General features: G+C 71.8%; 13 protein-coding genes and 1 riboswitch. Of the genes, 7 read left to right on the top strand and 6 right to left on the bottom strand.

Annotated features, from left to right (window positions below; genetic code table 11):
• Nucleotides 1-192: 192 nt before the first annotated feature.
• On the top strand, nucleotides 193-1,122 hold the full coding sequence (locus ABD883_RS05220; protein WP_345030467.1) for an MBL fold metallo-hydrolase: 930 nt from the start codon (nucleotides 193-195) through the stop codon (nucleotides 1,120-1,122).
• Between the two features lie 84 nt (nucleotides 1,123-1,206).
• On the opposite strand, the gene ribH is transcribed toward ABD883_RS05220, so the two are convergent.
• Genes ribH through ribD form a run of 4 tightly spaced genes read right to left on the bottom strand, consistent with a single transcriptional unit; the run spans nucleotide 1,207 to nucleotide 5,234 of the window.
• On the bottom strand, nucleotides 1,207-1,671 hold the full coding sequence (gene ribH, locus ABD883_RS05215) for a 6,7-dimethyl-8-ribityllumazine synthase (protein ID WP_295691135.1): 465 nt from the start codon (nucleotides 1,669-1,671) through the stop codon (nucleotides 1,207-1,209).
• On the bottom strand, nucleotides 1,671-3,350 hold the full coding sequence (gene ribB / locus ABD883_RS05210; protein WP_345030464.1) for a 3,4-dihydroxy-2-butanone-4-phosphate synthase: 1,680 nt from the start codon (nucleotides 3,348-3,350) through the stop codon (nucleotides 1,671-1,673). Before ribB ends, ribH begins: the two co-directional genes overlap by 1 nt.
• The gene (locus ABD883_RS05205; RefSeq protein ID WP_345030461.1) at nucleotides 3,347-4,072 is read right to left on the bottom strand and encodes a riboflavin synthase; all 726 of its coding nucleotides are present in this window, start codon (nucleotides 4,070-4,072) and stop codon (nucleotides 3,347-3,349) included. Before ABD883_RS05205 ends, ribB begins: the two co-directional genes overlap by 4 nt.
• A 10-nt stretch (nucleotides 4,073-4,082) precedes the next feature.
• The gene (gene ribD / locus ABD883_RS05200) at nucleotides 4,083-5,234 is read right to left on the bottom strand and encodes a bifunctional diaminohydroxyphosphoribosylaminopyrimidine deaminase/5-amino-6-(5-phosphoribosylamino)uracil reductase RibD (protein WP_345030458.1); all 1,152 of its coding nucleotides are present in this window, start codon (nucleotides 5,232-5,234) and stop codon (nucleotides 4,083-4,085) included.
• Between the two features lie 277 nt (nucleotides 5,235-5,511).
• Nucleotides 5,512-5,648, bottom strand: a riboswitch (FMN riboswitch).
• Between the two features lie 379 nt (nucleotides 5,649-6,027).
• On the opposite strand from ribD, the gene ABD883_RS05195 reads away from it, so the two are divergent.
• The 4 genes from ABD883_RS05195 to ABD883_RS05180 all read left to right on the top strand — a co-directional run bounded on the left by ABD883_RS05195 (nucleotide 6,028) and on the right by ABD883_RS05180 (nucleotide 10,352).
• Nucleotides 6,028-7,029: a TAXI family TRAP transporter solute-binding subunit gene (locus ABD883_RS05195; RefSeq protein WP_247618211.1), complete on the top strand. Its 1,002-nt coding sequence runs from the start codon at nucleotides 6,028-6,030 to the stop codon at nucleotides 7,027-7,029.
• Nucleotides 7,030-7,071: 42 nt separating this feature from the next.
• Nucleotides 7,072-7,521, top strand: coding sequence for a DUF1850 domain-containing protein (locus tag ABD883_RS05190; RefSeq protein WP_345030452.1), 450 nt, complete (start codon nucleotides 7,072-7,074; stop codon nucleotides 7,519-7,521).
• Between the two features lie 14 nt (nucleotides 7,522-7,535).
• Nucleotides 7,536-9,500, top strand: coding sequence for a TRAP transporter permease (locus tag ABD883_RS05185; protein WP_345030450.1), 1,965 nt, complete (start codon nucleotides 7,536-7,538; stop codon nucleotides 9,498-9,500).
• A 114-nt stretch (nucleotides 9,501-9,614) separates the two neighbouring features.
• Nucleotides 9,615-10,352, top strand: coding sequence for a hypothetical protein (locus ABD883_RS05180; protein WP_345030448.1), 738 nt, complete (start codon nucleotides 9,615-9,617; stop codon nucleotides 10,350-10,352).
• Between the two features lie 114 nt (nucleotides 10,353-10,466).
• Here ABD883_RS05180 and ABD883_RS05175 read toward each other — a convergent pair whose 3' ends face one another.
• Entirely contained in the window at nucleotides 10,467-10,826 is a 360-nt protein-coding gene (locus ABD883_RS05175; protein WP_137318242.1) for a DUF2218 domain-containing protein, read from the bottom strand.
• A 104-nt stretch (nucleotides 10,827-10,930) separates the two neighbouring features.
• Between ABD883_RS05175 and ABD883_RS05170 the strand changes: the two genes are divergently transcribed.
• Both ABD883_RS05170 and ABD883_RS05165 read left to right on the top strand, forming a co-directional pair.
• Nucleotides 10,931-13,027: a RecQ family ATP-dependent DNA helicase gene (locus ABD883_RS05170; protein ID WP_345030445.1), complete on the top strand. Its 2,097-nt coding sequence runs from the start codon at nucleotides 10,931-10,933 to the stop codon at nucleotides 13,025-13,027.
• Nucleotides 13,028-13,065: 38 nt separating this feature from the next.
• Nucleotides 13,066-13,656, top strand: a complete 591-nt coding sequence (locus ABD883_RS05165; protein ID WP_217494880.1) for an ATP-binding cassette domain-containing protein — start codon at nucleotides 13,066-13,068, stop codon at nucleotides 13,654-13,656.
• Here ABD883_RS05165 and ABD883_RS05160 read toward each other — a convergent pair.
• Entirely contained in the window at nucleotides 13,640-14,362 is a 723-nt protein-coding gene (locus ABD883_RS05160; protein ID WP_175406810.1) for a GntR family transcriptional regulator, read from the bottom strand. The two genes, ABD883_RS05165 and ABD883_RS05160, sit on opposite strands and share 17 nt — an antisense overlap.
• Nucleotides 14,363-14,372 lie beyond the last annotated feature (10 nt).

Raw genomic sequence — 14,372 nt, 5'->3', positions numbered from 1 at the left:
CGGTCAGCGTAGCGGGGCTGCTCGGGGCGGCAGGGGTGACAGGGGCGCGGGTTGCCGGGCCCAGCGCAGCAGGCGGCTCATTGCAGTGGGCGGCTCAGGGGTGTGGGCGGCTCAGCGCAGCAGGCCACTCAGGGCAGTGGACTCGGCACTCGGGCGATGACCGGGAACCGGGGCCGGGCCTACACTCGGACCATGACGAACTGGCAGCCCGCCGAAGTCACGATCTGCGCCACCTGCGGCGTCGAGTTCTCCGCGCCCGTGCCCGAGGTGTGTCCCGTCTGCGCCGACGAGCGCCAGTTCGTACCGCGCTCGGGGCAGGAGTGGGCGCGCCGCTCCGAGCTCGAAGCCGCCGGCCACGCGGTGACGATCCGCGAGGTCGAACCCGGCCTGCACGCGCTGCGCGTGGTGCCGCGCCTGGGCATCGGCCAGACCTGCTACCTCGCCCGGACGGAACAGGGGAACCTGCTGTTCGACGTCCCGCCCTACCTCGACGCCGAGGCGGTCGCCGCAGTGGCCGAGCTCGGCGGGGTGGCGGCGATCGTCGCGAGCCACCCGCACATGTACGGCATGCAGCTCGAGTGGAGCGCGGCCTTCGACGACGCCCCGGTGTTCGTGTCCCGCGCGGACGCCGGCTGGGTGCAGCGCCGCACCCGGGCGGATGCGGGTGTCGGGGCGGGTGCGGGCGCGCCGGGTGACACGGAGACTGCCGAGGCGGAGGGGCCGGCCGAGGCGGGTGCCGGCGCGAGTCCGCTCGTCGAGTACGACCGGCAGATCGAGCCGGTCCCGGGCGTGCTCGTGCGGCAGATCGGCGGGCATTTCTCCGGCAGCTCGATCGCGGTGTGGCGCTCGCCGGAGGACGGCGTCGGGGTGTTCCTCGGTGGCGACACCATCAGCCCGGTCGTGCGCAGCGGATGGGTGACCTTCATGCGGAGCTTCCCCAACTACCTGCCGCTGTCCGGCGCCGTCGTCCGGCGCATGGCCGACGCCGTGGCCGACCTCGACTTCGACCGGATGTACGGCAATTTCGGCCAGCAGCTCCGCTCGGGCGGGAAGGCCGCGGTCGAGGAGTCGGCGCAACGCTACATCGCCTGGGTGTCCGGGGAGTTCGACCACCTGACGTGAGGCTCCGGGCCCACCGGCGGCTGCTCGAGAGTGCAATCTCTGGAGGATCTCTTCCCAGAAACCTTCAAAAATTGCACTCTCGGGTCAGAGGGTGCGGAGGAGCTCCGCGGTGGCGAGGGCGGCGGTCGCGGCCTCGTAGCCCTTGTCCTCGCGCGAATCAGGAAGTCCCGCACGGTCGAGCGCCTGTGCGTCCGTGTCGCAGGTGAGCAGCCCGAAGCCCACGGGGGTGCCGGTGTCGAGGGCGACCCGATTCAGCCCCTCGGTCGCGGCCGTGCACACGTAGTCGAAGTGCGGGGTGCCGCCGCGGATGACGACGCCGAGCGCCACCACCGCATCGTGCGTCGCCGCGAGCCTCTGCGCCACGACCGGGAGCTCGAAGCTGCCCGGCACCCGCACGAGCCTCGCCTCGATCCCGGCCTCCGCGGCCGCCTTCTGCGCGCCGGCGATGAGTCCGTCCATGACCGTGTCGTGCCACGACGAGGCGACGATCGCCATCGTCAGTCCGCTGTCCGCGCTCGGCGCCAGATCCGGTGCTCCGTGGTGTGCCATTAGCCGGCTCTCCTCTGTTCGTCCATGTCGGTCCTCTCCATATGTTCGAAGGGTTCTGTCTGTTCGGTGGGTGCTGTCTGCTCGTCGGGTTCTGTTCGTTCGGTCGGCACTGCCTGGTCGAAGGACGCTGCCTGGTCGAAGGACGCTGCCTGGTCGAATGGCACTGCGTGGTCGAATGGCCCTGTGCGTTCGGTGCTCGCCGCGCCTATCGCCTCTCCCGCAGCCTCCGTCCCATCTGTGCCGGCGGTGAGCGAGTGGTGCATGCGCACCCGCTTGGTCTCCAGGTAGCGGGCATTCTCCACGCGCACGGGCACCTCGATCGGCTCGCGCGCCTCGACTGCGATGCCGTGGGCCGTGAGCGCGGCGATCTTCGCGGGATTGTTCGTCAGCAGCCGGACCCGGTCGAGACCGAGCGCGGCGAGGATCGCCGCAGCGGCCGCGTAGCTGCGGGCGTCGTCGGCGAAGCCGAGCTCCCGGTTCGCATCGACCGTGTCGATGCCCTGCTCCTGGAGCGCATAGGCGGCGAGCTTGTTCGCCAGCCCGATCCCGCGCCCCTCGTGGTCGCGCAGGTAGACGAGCGTTCCGCCCTCGGCCGCGATCCGTCGCAGTGCGACGTGGAGCTGCTCGCCGCAGTCGCACCGGTGTGAGCCGAACACGTCTCCGGTCAGGCACTCCGAGTGCAGGCGGACGAGCGGAACCGTGCCGGCGGGCGCCTCCCCGCTGATGACGAGGTGCTCGACGCCGCCGACCGTCCACGCCTGAGCCCGCAGCCGACCATGGGCGGAGGGGAGCGCGACGGGTGCGCCCGGGGCCGCCTCGGGAAGACTCGTTCCCGGCACTGGAGCTGTGGGCAGAGATGTTCCGGGCAGGACCGGCGTGGGCAGAGCCGGCGCGGCCGGCCGTGCTCCGGCGGTCGAGGTGGCCGCGGAGGCGCCGGAACCGGCCGTGCTCCCGCCGTCCGCCTCCCCGTCGTCGTGCGCCTCGAGCCAGGCGACGAGGTCCTCGATCGACACGGTGACGAGCCCGTGCTCCCGCCCGAAGGCGAGCAGCGCGTCGAGACGCATCATCGAGCCGTCGTCGTGGACGAGCTCGGCGATGACGGAGACCGGCTGCAGGCCGGCGAGCCGGGAGAGCTCGACGCCCGCCTCGGTGTGGCCGGGTCGCTCGCGCACCCCGCCGTCCTTCGCGATGAGCGGGAAGATGTGCCCGGGTCGGGAGAGCGCCTGCGGGCGCGGCCGGGCCTCGGCGAGCACGCGGACGGTCTGCGCGCGGTCGGCGGCGCTGATGCCGGTGCTCGTGTGTTCGATCGCGTCGCAGGACACGGTGTAGGCGGTGCCCTTGGGATCCTCGTTGACCGAGGTCATCGGCGGCAGCTCGAGCGCGCTCGCCCGTGCCGCAGTCATCGGGGTGCAGATCACGCCCGAGGTGTGCCGGACGATGAACCCCATCCATGCGGGCGTCGCGAGCTCGGCGGCCATGATGAGGTCGCCCTCGTTCTCGCGGTCCTCGTCGTCGACGACGATGATCGGCCGGCCGGCGCGGACCTCGGCGATCGCGGCGTCGATGGTGTCGAGGGTGCGGGCCGGCCGGTGCCGTGGCTGCCCCGGGTGCGCTTGGTCCTGGGCCCGCCCGTCCGGGGCGGGCGCTGCGGGGTGCGTGACGTGCAGCTGGGCGGTCATGACGGGTCTCCGATCGGGGCGAGGTCCGGGGTGGTGTGACCCCCGGTGGTGAATGAGAGGAGTCGGGCCGCGTACTTCGCGAGCACGTCGACCTCGACGTTGACCGTCCGGCCCACGGCCGCGGAGCCGAACACCGTGTGTTCGAGCGTGGCGGGGATGAGACCGACCTCCACCCAGGCGGGGGAGGCGCCCGGAGCGCTCACCGCGGTGAGCGTCAGGCTCGCCCCGTCGAGCGCGATCGAGCCCTTCTCCGCGGTGTACGGCGCGAGCTCGGCGGGCAGGTCGACGCGCATCCGCACCCAGCCGCCCTCGTCGTCGAACCGGCTGACGGTGCCGACGCCGTCGACGTGACCCTGCACCACATGCCCGTCGAAGCGGCCCCCGGCGGGCATGCAGCGCTCGAGGTCGACCCGGTCGCCGACGCGCAGCGAGCCGAGGTTCGTGCGCGCGAGGGTCTCGCCGATGACCTCGGCGGAGAACACGCCGGAGGGGTCCGTGCCGACCGGCCGGGTGCCGTGGGGGTCGTGGGTGCCGTGGGGATCGTGGTCCGCGCCCGTGCCCGGCACCGCGGTGAGGCACACCCCGTTGACGGCGAGCGATCCGCCGCGCGGGAGGTCGGCGACGATCTCCCCGGCGGCGATGGTGATGCGGGCGAAACCGCCGTCGGGGCGGACGTCGACGGCGGTGACGGTCCCGAGCGATTCGATGATTCCGGTGAACATGGTGGCTCCTTCAGTGACTCGACAGGGCCGGCGCCGAAAGGCGGGGCGGGTCGTGGGCGACGGCAGGGGTGGGCGCGGGGGAGAGGGGCGGATCCGCGGTCCCCGCGATGACCGCCGGGGTGCGTGCTCCCTCGTCGCCGGTGCTCTGCTCGCCGTCGTGCGCAACGGCGGGGACGAGGCGATGGAAGGTGTCGGGTCCGAGTCGCGCGGGTACGGCGGGCCCGGCGGGGTCGGTGACGAAGCGGTGCGCCTCGGCCAGCGTCCCCACGTCCAGCCCGGCGAGGGCGGGCAGGCCGTCGCCGAGCAGGATCGGGGCGGTGTAGAGGTGGAGCTCGTCGACGAGTCCGGCGGCGAGGAACGCGCCGGCGATGTGCGCCCCGCCTTCGACGAGCACGTGCCCGACCCCGGCAGCGGCGAGTGCGCGCAGGGCGGTGAGCGGGTCGCGGGTGCGCAGGTGCAGGGTGCGCGGATCGCGGGCGAGGTGGGAACCGGCGGCGAGCTCGCGGAACCCCATGACCACCGGGCGCGGCTGCGCCCCGGCGGGTCGCCCGTCCGGGGTGCGGGCGGTGAGCCGCGGATCGTCGGCGAGCGCGGTGCCGGTGCCCACGAGGATCGCGTCGACCCGGGCGCGCAGGGTGTGGGCGTGGGCGCGGGACTCCGCCGAGGTGATCCACCGGCTCGTGCCGTCGGCGGCGGCGATCCGGCCGTCGAGGCTCTGCGCGAGCTTGAGCGTGACATAGGGACGCGCGGCGCGCTGGGCGGCGATCCAGCGGGCGTTGAGCCGCTCGGCCTCCTCCGCCCGGACGCCGGAGACGACCTCGACCCCGTGGGCGCGCAGATGGGCCGCACCGCCGGAGGCACGGGGGTTGGGGTCGTCGATCGCGTGGACCACGCGCCGGATCCCGGCGTCGAGGAGGAACTGAGAGCACGGCCCGCTGCGCCCGGTGTGGTTGCAGGGCTCGAGGGTCACGACCATCGTCGCGGTGGAGAGGTCGATGCCGGCCGTGCGGGCGCGCTGCACCGCGTCGACCTCGGCGTGGGAGGTGCCGGCACCGCGATGCCAGCCGGTGACCACGGTGCCGTCCGCGGCGAGCACCGCCGCGCCGACGAGCGGGTTGGCCCCGCGCTCCCCGCGGGCCGCCGCCTCGAGCGCGGCGGACATCGCTCGCGCCTCCCGGGATGCCCGTGTCCCTGCACGAGTCCGTGCCTCGGGCAACATCTGTGTCCCGGGGAACGCACGTGTCTCAGGGAATGCGCGTGTCTCCGGGAATGCGTGTGTCTCCGGGAATGCCCCGGTCTCCGGGAACGACGGAACCGTCCGGTCTGCGTCCACTGTCTCCTCCTGGTCTGCACCGGGAGGAGGGAGGATCGTCACCGAACGGTTCGATGAATGCAGGGGATGCGTTCGACTGCGAAGTCGAGACAGCACACCCGTGCGCGTCGAGTTCCTCCCATCCAGACTTTGACTGTCGGTCTCGGAATCTCACCGAGTCAACCGGATCTCCCTGCTGCTGCAGATCGAGCGGCTCGCGGACTGTACCGCCGGTACGGAATCTCACCGTCCCCGGAACTTCGTGGGCCCAGCATACAGACGTTCGGCGGCGAGCGGCGCGATGGTCCCTCATGGTGAGACGCGTCACACGGACGGCTGTTCGGTCGCACGGACGGCTGTGCGCAGTGACCTCGGCCGGCCGGCTGTGCTGTCCCCGCCGTCCGATCGTGCGCCGCCCGCTTCACCCGCACCGCCTGTATCGCCCGCGCTGCCGTAACGCTTCCGTAACGGGTCGGGAGGTCTGCGAGGTGTGACGGGGATTACTTCATAGGGTGAGTGGTGACCGACGCACCCGGACATTCCGGCGCGATCCCAGTGATCGCACCGGGGCCCGGCCGCAACCGAATCCGCTCGCAACCGACACCGATCGCAACTGACACCGACGTCGACAGGGGACCGCATCATGCGCACTCGCACCACACTTCTCACCGCCGGACTGGCCTCGGCCGCACTCGTCCTCTCCGCCTGCGGAGGCGGCAGCGGCGGCAGCGGCGGAGGTGACGGATCCGCCGAGGGCGGCGGCGACCTCGGCACCGAATTCATCACCATCGCCACCGGCGGATCCTCCGGCGTCTACTACCAGGTCGGGGCCGGCATGTCCGAGCTGCTCGCCGACCAGCTCGGCTCCGACACCTCGGTGCAGGCGACCGGCGCCTCGGTGGAGAACATCACCCTGCTCACCGAGGGCGGCGCAGAGGTCGCCTTCGCGATGGCCGATGCCACGACCCAGGCGCTCGAGGGCGCGGGCCCGTTCGAGGAGAACGGCGCGGTCGACTCCCTGCCGGCGATCGCGAGCCTCTACGACCAGTACCTCCAGCTCATCACCGTCGAGGGCAGCGGGATCGAATCCGTCGAGGACCTGGCCGGCAAGCGCGTCTCCGTGGGCGATATCAACTCCGGCGTCGAGCTCAACGCCCGCACCGTCGTCGACGCCTACGGCATGAGCTACGACGACTTCACCGCCGACTACCTGTCCTACGCCGAGGCGATCGACCAGATGAAGAACGGGCAGGTGCAGGCGGCGTTCGTCACCAGCGGTCTGCCGAACTCCGCGGTGACCGACCTGTCGACCACCGAGGACGTCGTGGTCGTGCCGATCACCGGTGAGGGGCGCGAGACCCTGCTCAACGACTACGACTACTTCGGGGAGGGCGAGGTGCCCGCCGATGTCTACGACACCGCCGAGGCCGCGGAGACCCTGACCATCCCGAACCTCCTGCTCGCCAGCCCCGAGCTCAGCGAGGACGCGGTCTACGACATCACCAAGGCGATCTTCGACAACATCGACCAGGTGCACGCCACGCACAACGCGGCGAAGGACATCACGCTCGAGAACGCGACCGATGTCACCGTCACCGACATCCACCCGGGTGCGCAGCGCTACTACGACGAAGCCGGCAGCTGATCCCATGAGCACGACGGCCGGCACCTCGGGGGCGCGATCGCGATGATCGCGCGCCGCGGGGTGCTGGCCGCCGCACTCGCACTGCCGCTCCTGACCTCGGCGACCCCGGTCGCCGCGCTCGTGGTGCGGGAGCAGCGGCCCGGCAGGCGGGAGTTCGCCCGGATCCCGGCGGGCCAGGGCGACATCGTCGAGTTCTCCTGGATCCACTCCGTCGACGGCACCCCGTGGACGGAGTTCTACCGGGTGGCCGGGCGCGAACTCGTCCTCGACTGCACCGAGATGAGCCTCACCGGCGCGGGGACCCCGTCGAGCGCGCCGGAGGTCAGCTACTCCGGGGACCAGACCCGGATGTGCGGTCTCGATCTCACCTTCGACGCAGTGCGCTGGATCCACTCCCGCGCCGTCGACCACCGCATCGTCGTCGGCGGCGCCCTGCTCATCGCTCCCGAAGCCGTCCCCCATCACTGCCGCGCCGAGCTGGCAGTCGTCTGAAAGCGAAGAGTCCCATGAGCCACACCCCGCAGCCCCTGGCCGAGGCCGAGGTCGTCGACCAGGAGACGCTGGAGAAGTACGACCGCGAATCGCGCACGCGCAAGGTCGAGACGACCTTCCTCAAGTGGCCGGTGACGATCGTCGCGGTCGCCCTGTCGGTCTACCACGTGTGGACCGCGCTGCTCGGCACGCCGCCCACACTGGTCCACCGCAGCATCCACGTCGCCGCGATCCTCGTGCTCGCCTTCTCGATCTACCGGCCGTACCAGAAGGAGAAGCGCGACACCATCCCCTGGTTCGACTACATCCTCATCGCCGCCTCGGCGTCGGTGGCGATCTACCTCGCGACGAACTACGAGACCATCGCCACCCGCGGCGGGCGCTTCGAGATGATCGACGTGGTCATGGGCGGAGTGCTCCTGTTCGTCGTCCTCGAAGGGGCCCGGCGGCTCACCGGCTGGATCCTGCCGGCGCTCGCGGTCCTCTTCATCGTCTACGACTACTACGGGCGGTCGATGCCCGGGCTGTTCCGGCACCGCGGCTACGACTTCGACACCATCCTCAACTTCATGCTCACCACCACCGAGGGCGTCTACTCCACCGCCGTCGGGGTGTCCTCGACCTACATCTTCCTCTTCATCCTGTTCGGCGCCTTCCTGCAGAAGTCGGGGATGGGGCAGTTCTTCAACGACATCGCCCTCGCACTGGCCGGCCAGACGCGCGGCGGGCCCGCCAAGGTCGCCGTCATCGCCTCGGGCTTCCTCGGCTCGATCAACGGTTCGGCGATCGCCAACGTCGTCACCACCGGCGCCTTCACCATCCCGCTGATGAAGAAGATCGGGTACAAGCCGAACTTCGCCGGCGGCGTCGAGGCCTCCGCCTCGGTCGGCGGTCAGATCCTGCCCCCGATCATGGGTGCGGCCGCCTTCATCATGGCCGAGACGCTCGGTATCCCCTACCGCACGATCGCGCTCGTCGCGATCGTCCCTGCGCTGCTCTACTACATCGGCATCATCATGCAGGTGCACCTGCGCGCCACCCGGCTCGGCCTCAAGGGGATCTCGCGGGAGAACCTGCCGCTCGTCATGGACGTGCTCAAGGAGCGCGGCCACCTGCTCATCCCGCTCGCCTACCTGCTCTACATGCTGTTCTTCAGCGGCTTCACCATCCTCTTCGCCGCGGTCACCACGATCTTCGTCACCGTGATCGTCGCGATGATCCGGAAGACCACGCGCATGGGCCTCGGCGACATCATCGACGCCCTGCGCGACGGCGCGGTCACCGCGGTGTCCGTCGCCGTGGCGTGCGCCTGCGTGGGCATCATCGTCGGCGTCGCCACCCAGACCGGGTTCGGGGTCAAGCTCGCGAACGCGATCGTGACGATCGGCGGCGGCTTCCTGCTGCCGACCCTGATCATGACGGCGCTCGCCTGCATCATCCTCGGCATGGGCCTGCCGTCGATCCCGGCCTACATCATCACCGCGACGATGGCCGCCCCCGCGCTCACCCAGCTCGGGGTGGAGCCGCTCGCGGCGCACATGTTCGTGTTCTACTTCGGGCTCTTCGCCAACATCACCCCGCCCGTAGCGCTCGCGGCCTTCGCGGCAGCCGGGCTGTCCGGAGGCGATCCGATGCGCACCGGCTTCGCGGCGATGAAGCTCGCGCTCGCCGGGTACGTGGTGCCGTTCGTGTTCGTCTACAACCCGGTGCTCCTCATGCAGGACGTGCAGGTGCTCGAGGCGATCCAGGTGATCGTCACCGCGACCGTCGGAGTGCTCCTGCTGGCCGTCGCCGCGGAGGGCTTCCTCATGGTCGCCGTGCCCTGGGTGCTGCGGATCGCGCTGGTGGTCGGGTCCGTGCTGTTCCTCACCCCGGACAGCCTGCTCGACCTCATCGGAATCGGCGTGCTCGTGCTCTCTCTCGGTGCGATCGCCCTCATGGCGAAGAAGCGGAACGAGCTGTCGTGGAGGAACATCTGAGCCCACCGCTGTTCCCGGATCGGAACATGCGCACGGGGCAGGGACCGCGGTGCGGCGCCTACCCTGGAGTCGACAGCACCGCGACAGTCGGCCCATGCGAAAGGACTCGCACCCATGCGCACACCCTCCTCCCTGCGGACCCTCGTTCCCATGGCACTCGGCAGCACCCTGCTGCTCGTCGGGTGCTCCTCCGGCGGGGGTGAGCCGGCCGGTGGCGAGGAGAACCCCGCCCCCGGTCAGGAGGCTTCGGCGGAGCAGCCGGAGCAGCCCGCCGAGGAGCCCGCTCCCGCCGCCGTGACCAATGAGCAGATCCGCACCGCGATCGAGGCGATCGACGTCGAGGGCGTCGACCTCACGGTCACCGATTCCGCGGCCACCGAGGGCGCGGACGAGGCGCTCGACGAGAACAAGGTCGAGCCGGCGGAGTGCCGGGCGGCGCTCGAGAACATGCCGGGCGTCGGCAGTTCGGAGAGCGCAGCCGTCTCCGGCATCGCGAACAACGGGATGATGTTCGGCGGCTCGGCCCTCGAGGATGCACAGACCGCCGAGGAGCTGCTCGCCGCCCAGGAGCAGATGCCGGAGCGGTGCGCGGAGTTCACGATGACGAACGCGGCGGGCGAGACCGGTGAGGTCGCCATCGCCCCGTATGACCAGGCACCGGACGGGGCGACGGGATACACGATGACGACGCAGGCCGGCGGGGTCGCCATCGACGTGAACATCGTCTTCGGAACCGTGGGCAATGCCTTCGTCCTCGGCGCGTTCGTGCCGGAGATGGCTGTCGACGGGCAGCAGAAGCTCGACGAGGGATACGGGCAGCTCGTCGAGTCCCTCGAATCGCAGGCCGGCTGACGGGCAGGCTCCGCGGCAGACCGATGTCGCAGGCCGGCGACCGATCGGACGGGGACCGATCGGTCCGGGACCGGCCGATCGGCCGGGCCGGATCCACCGGCCGGGCCGGACGTGTCAGTCGGCGTCGGCGGTGAAGCGCTGCTCGGTGCCGGGGGAGTCATCCGAGCGGGTCCACGTGCACACCAGCTCGTCGCGGGAGCCGAAGCGCACGAGGTGCCGACCGACGACGCCCTCGAAGCGCTCGACGGAATCGGCGGTGGCCGTGAGCTCGATGTCGAGGGAGTCACCGCGGTCGGTGAGTGCGGCGAGCACGGACCCGTCTGCGAACTCGATCGTGCCCTTGCCGGTGTCGGCATCCCACACGCCCGGCACCTTGCGGCTCATGTGCGACACGAGCTGCTTGGCGTAGCGCGCGGGGCGGTCGGTGCGCACGTGCGCGGTCGAGATCACAGGGTGCTCGGAGGATTCGCTCATGCGATGGAGTCTACTGCCGGGATCGTGGTGCCCCTCTCCCGTGCCCGGGCATCTTCCGTGTCCGTGCCTCTCCCGTGTCCGTGCCCGGACCTAGACTCGGGACCATGGACAGCAGCGAACTCCGGACCCAGGCCCTCAGCGCACTGCGCGAACTCACCGGTCGTCCCGACGCGGAGTTCCATCCCGGGCAGTTCGAGGCGATCGAGGCGCTCGTCGCCGGTCGCCGCCGCACCCTCGTCGTGCAGCGCACCGGTTGGGGCAAATCCGCCGTCTACTTCGTCGCCGCCCGGCTGCTCCGTGCCGCCGGCCGCGGCCCGTCCCTCATCATCTCCCCGCTGCTCGCCCTCATGCGCGACCAGGTGGGGGCCGCCGAACGCGCCGGGGTCCGCGCCGTCACCCTCAACTCCTCGAACGTCACGGAGTGGGACTCGGTGCTCGCCGCGCTCGGCGACGGCGCCGTCGACGTCCTCCTCATCTCCCCGGAGCGGCTCAACAACCCGAAGTTCCGCGACCACGTGCTCCAGAACCTCCTCACCGAGGTCGGCATGATCGTCGTCGACGAGGCGCACTGCATCTCCGACTGGGGGCACGACTTCCGGCCCGACTACCGGCGCATCGGCGCCCTGCTCGCCGAGCTCCCGGCGGACCGGCCGGTGCTCGCGACGACGGCGACGGCCAACGAGCGGGTGGTCGCCGATGTCGCCGAGCAGCTCGGCGCGGACACCCTGGTGATCCGCGGCCCCCTGTCGCGGGCCTCGCTGCGCCTCGGCGTCGCCCCGGTGCGCCAGCCGAGCGAGCGGATCGCCTGGCTCGGTGAGCGCCTGGGGGACTTCCCCGGATCAGGCATCATCTACACGTTGACCGTCGCCGCCGCCCAGGACACCGCCCGCGCCCTGCGATCCGCGGGCTGGGACGTCGCCGCCTACACCGGGGGCACCGACCCGGAGGAGCGCGAACGGCTCGAGGGCGACCTCAAGGCGAACCGGCTCAAGGCGCTCGTCGCCACCTCCGCGCTCGGCATGGGATTCGACAAACCCGACCTCGGATTCGTCGTCCACCTCGGTGCGCCGTCCTCCCCGGTGGCGTACTACCAGCAGGTCGGCCGTGCCGGCCGTGCCACGGAGTCCGCCGACGTCCTGCTTCTGCCCGGCGCGGAGGACTCCGACATCTGGGAGTACTTCGCGACCGCGTCGATGCCCGCGGAGGACGATGCCGCCGCAGTCCTCGCAGCCCTCACCGACGTTGGCGGGGAGCCGCTGTCCGTGCCGCGGCTGGAGACCCTCGTGGGCGTCAAGCGCGCCCGCCTCGACCTGCTCCTCAAGACCCTCCAGGTCGACGGTGCCGTGGATCGGGTGGCCGGCGGGTTCGTCTCCACCGGCCGCGGGTGGACCTACGATGCCGAGCGCTACGCCAACGTCGCCGCCGCGCGGAAGCGGGAGGCACAGGCGATGCTCGACTACGAGGCGACGGGCGGCTGCCGCATGCGGTTCCTCGCCGAGCAGCTCGACGACCCGGAGGCCGCCGACTGCGGACGGTGCGACACCTGCGCCGGCCAGTGGTGGTCCGACGAGGTCTCCGACTCCGGACGCTCCGCCGCCCGCTCGGTGCTCAGCGCGGTCGGGCTGCCGGTCGAACCCCGCGCCTCGTGGCCGTCCGGGCTCCCGTCGATCGGGGTCGACCTCAAGGGGAGGATCCCGGAATCGGAGCGCAGCGCCGTCGGCCGGGTCGTCGCGCGGCTCACCGACCTCGGCCCCGGGCAGCTGCTGCGCGGATTCCTGGCGCCCGGGGCGGAGGACCTGCCCGTCCCGCCGGAGATCGGCGCGCACTGCCTCCGCGTGCTCGCGGACTGGGGCTGGGACGCCCGGCCCGAGGTCGTCGTCTCCATCCCCAACGCGCGCCGGCCTACGACGGTCGCCTCTCTCGCCGCGGAGCTCGCCCGCGTGGGCCGGCTGCACGAGGCCGGGCCGCTGACGGCCCGCCGGGAGACCGGCAGCCCCGACGTCAACAGTGCGTTCCGCGTGCGAGACGTGCACGACGCCTTCGCCGTGAGCCCCGAGCTCGCCGCTGCGGTCGAGGGCCGCACGGTGCTGCTCGTCGACGACGAGATCGTGTCCCGCTGGACCATGACGGCGGCCGCCCGGGAGCTCCGCCGCGCCGGCGCCGCGGCCGTGCTGCCCTTCGCGCTCGCCCTGCGCGCCTGAGGCACATCTGTGGGGGCGCGCCCGGTCCACGTCGCCGGGTGCGCGCCTGGGCCGCGCTCGCCCGTGGACCGTGCGGCACACCGATCGTGGTCGTCGCCCATGCGCCCGGCGGTGCGGCGCGGACCGGCCTGCTCCACCAGGAGCCGCCGTTCACCGCCGGGACCACGGTGGGCGAGGAGCGCGAGCGCGCGGCCGCGCCCCCGCGCGCTGCGGCAGCCGCCGTCGACACCTCAGCGGCGGCCCTCGCTCAAGACCCCGAGGGTGCGCAGTCCGTCGCCGCGCTCGAACGCGCGCGGCGGCCCGACGCATGGTCGGTCGACGCGCACGTCGAGGCCACCTTCACCGGGCACGGCCTCGGCGGGATCGCCCGCGGTCGACGCACCGGCGAACTGTCCGGCGGCCAGGTGGCGCGGCTGTCGCTGGTCTGGCTCCTGCTCAGTCGGTCGGACGTGCTGCTGCTCGACGAGCTGACGAATCATCTCTCGCTGTTCCTCGTCACCCAGCTCGAGGATGCGCTGCCGGACTATCCGGGTGCCGTCGTCATCGCCTCGCACGATCGCCGGCTGCGCGCCGGGTGGACCGGTCGGCGTCTCGATCTCGGGGAGGAGAGCCTCAGAAGCGGTGGGTGACGCTGATCGCGGAGCCGAGCATCGACCCGGTGCGGTACTCGACCGGGGTGTCGCCGGACGCGGAGATGCGGGTATACGCGAGCAGCGGAGTACCGGGCTCGCACTCGAGCGCCGCGGCCTCCTCCGCATCGGCCGCGACCGCCCGGAGTGTCTCCCTGCCCCCGTCCACGCTGATGCCGCAGACCACGCTGAGCTCCCGGTACACGCTCGTATGGGTGAAGTCGAGATCGGTGAGCGGCTCGGCGTACCGCAGCGGGATCCAGCTGTGACCCAGCGAGATCGGCGGGCCGTCGGGGTGGTAGGTCCAGGCGAGGTGGAGGAGCGCGGTGTCGGATTCCACGCCGAGATGCGCCGCCGCCTCCTTGTTGAGCTCGGCCCGCTGGACCGTCGTGTGGGTCGTGCCCCGGGAGATGTCGCCCTCGAGTGGGGGCAGCAGGCTGTGGACCGGGCCGCTCGAGGTCCACGGGTCGGTGGTCTGGACCTGGGGCGCGCGGCCGCGGTGGGAGATGATGATGCCGGCCTCGCGCAGCGGGCGCAGTGCCTGGCGCACTGTCCCTCGGCTCACGCCGTACTCCTCGGCGAGCTGCACCTCACCGGGGAAGCCTTCGGTGAACTCGCCGGAGTAGATCCGGGAGCTGAGGTCGTCGTGGATGCGCTTCCATACCGGGTTGGGGCGCGTGGTACCGCTTTCGGCACGGGAGAACAACGTCAGGACC

This window comes from Brevibacterium pityocampae (genome assembly GCF_039541555.1).
In the GTDB taxonomy this organism is placed as follows: Bacteria; Actinomycetota; Actinomycetes; order Actinomycetales; family Brevibacteriaceae; genus Brevibacterium; species Brevibacterium pityocampae.
This window is presented reverse-complemented; position numbering and strand designations above follow the sequence as displayed.

Excerpts from the sequence above, each read along its gene's own strand:
- ABD883_RS05220 (WP_345030467.1), top strand. The coding sequence starts at position 193 with ATGACGAACTGGCAGCCCGCCGAAGTCACGATCTGCGCCACCTGCGGC.
- ribH (WP_295691135.1), bottom strand. The coding sequence starts at position 1,671 with ATGGCACACCACGGAGCACCGGATCTGGCGCCGAGCGCGGACAGCGGA.
- ribB (WP_345030464.1), bottom strand. The coding sequence starts at position 3,350 with ATGACCGCCCAGCTGCACGTCACGCACCCCGCAGCGCCCGCCCCGGAC.
- ABD883_RS05205 (WP_345030461.1), bottom strand. The coding sequence starts at position 4,072 with ATGTTCACCGGAATCATCGAATCGCTCGGGACCGTCACCGCCGTCGAC.
- ribD (WP_345030458.1), bottom strand. The coding sequence starts at position 5,234 with ATGTCCGCCGCGCTCGAGGCGGCGGCCCGCGGGGAGCGCGGGGCCAAC.
- ABD883_RS05195 (WP_247618211.1), top strand. The coding sequence starts at position 6,028 with ATGCGCACTCGCACCACACTTCTCACCGCCGGACTGGCCTCGGCCGCA.
- ABD883_RS05190 (WP_345030452.1), top strand. The coding sequence starts at position 7,072 with ATGATCGCGCGCCGCGGGGTGCTGGCCGCCGCACTCGCACTGCCGCTC.
- ABD883_RS05185 (WP_345030450.1), top strand. The coding sequence starts at position 7,536 with ATGAGCCACACCCCGCAGCCCCTGGCCGAGGCCGAGGTCGTCGACCAG.
- ABD883_RS05180 (WP_345030448.1), top strand. The coding sequence starts at position 9,615 with ATGCGCACACCCTCCTCCCTGCGGACCCTCGTTCCCATGGCACTCGGC.
- ABD883_RS05175 (WP_137318242.1), bottom strand. The coding sequence starts at position 10,826 with ATGAGCGAATCCTCCGAGCACCCTGTGATCTCGACCGCGCACGTGCGC.
- ABD883_RS05170 (WP_345030445.1), top strand. The coding sequence starts at position 10,931 with ATGGACAGCAGCGAACTCCGGACCCAGGCCCTCAGCGCACTGCGCGAA.